A 1508-nucleotide genomic window follows, 5' to 3' on the forward strand; every position below is an offset into this window, starting at 1 on the left:
AACAATAGTGCAAATATCTTCTCAACTGGATACTTCTTTATATACTGATTGTAGTTATTTTTTGTTGCAATTGTGTTAACTTCTTTCATTATAGTAATCATATCGTTGCTAATTTCATTTTGCAGCCTCCTTATAGTTGTTTTATTAATATGTCATTCTATAAGGAGGCTTTTTTAATTAATAATATTTTTTTGTTTAGGTATAGTTAGTGATTAAAAAAAGAATGGGGCACAGGGCAAGCATATCCATAATACAGAAGTGATGGCAGATATTGTAGAAAAGGGTAGCGGTACCGATGCTATGGAGTGAGGCTACACCAGTGTTGTGCCCACATAGGGATATCTGTTTCGCAGTGGTATAGGATAGCAAAAGGTAAATACCAGGAGCTATCGCCGAAGGCAAAAAGGAAAATGACGACACATCGATATGCATTGACACTGGAGGAAAAGGAAGCGATAGTCGAGAATGCAATTGATCATCCGCAGTATTATCATCGTGAGTTGGCATACCGGATGGTAAATGAAAACATTGTATAGAAAAGTCCATAGAGTGTATACAGGATATTGAAGAAACATGGACTAATAACAGCAAAAGCCACGGTTGCAGACGGATAATAGGGGCAGTTTTGTGGGAGCAGGTAAATTTATTTTTTATAAAAAAGCGTTTGCGGTTAGCTATAATCACAGAAATAATATCAAACATGTGTTGATAAAAAAGTTGGTTACTAAATAACTAAATATATATTCATTTGGAACAATAAAGTTGGCTGGATAAATGTAATTTATTAGCAAATTTTTAAACTATACTGGTTTATAGAATTAAAAAGATAGCAATTTAACGTTTTGTATAACCTAAGAAAGATTATTAAATGTATTTGTAAATGAAGGTTATCCTCTAAAAAGTGAGATAATATACCTCATAAGATTAAAGCTATCCATTGGCAGCGGGTCAATGGATTCAAATAGTCCTGAACATATAACTATGATCTGTGCTATCCGTGCATGAAATTCGGCATCAAAATCTGTTTTTCTGCGCTGGGGGACATCTTCACGTGCTTCATTAATTATGGCTTTATACATTTCAATGTGGCGTCGTATAAATTCTTTAAGTCGTACCATAATTTTTTCATCTTCGTATGCATATAGCACAAGGTTAATAAATATCTTTGCTGTCCCAGGATCTAGGAAAAACCGTTCAACACCATACATTGCAGAAATACTGGCTTTTGCTTTAGAGTGAAGGTTGCCTTTTAGCACATTCCTATGATCATTAATGATTTCGTTGAAAAGGTATTCCATAAATTCAATGTACATTTCTTCTTTAGTAGGGAAGTAATGCAATAATCCGCCTTTTGAAAACCCTGCTTCATCAGCAACACTCTGAACAGTTATTCGTGAATATACATCATTTTGCAATAGGCGTTTCAATGCTTCAAGGATTATAGTTTTCTTTTTTTGTATCTTTTCTTGTTTGTCCATACCCTGCATACTATATCATAAAATTATGAT

The 1508-nt window shown here is 33.8% G+C and carries 2 protein-coding genes; one reads left to right on the plus strand and one right to left on the minus strand.

All coding sequences use genetic code 11. The annotated features are described in order from the left end of the window. Positions 1-305 precede the first annotated feature (305 nt). On the plus strand, positions 306-536 hold the full coding sequence (locus tag N3F66_15025; GenBank protein ID MCX8125459.1) for a hypothetical protein: 231 nt from the start codon (positions 306-308) through the stop codon (positions 534-536). A gap of 351 nt (positions 537-887) precedes the next feature. On the opposite strand, the gene N3F66_15030 is transcribed toward N3F66_15025, so the two are convergent. Further along, positions 888-1478, minus strand: coding sequence for a TetR/AcrR family transcriptional regulator (locus tag N3F66_15030; protein MCX8125460.1), 591 nt, complete (start codon positions 1476-1478; stop codon positions 888-890). Between the last annotated feature and the right edge of the window lie 30 nt (positions 1479-1508).

It is taken from the genome of Spirochaetota bacterium (assembly GCA_026414805.1).
GTDB lineage: Bacteria > Spirochaetota > UBA4802 > UBA4802 > UB4802 > UBA4802.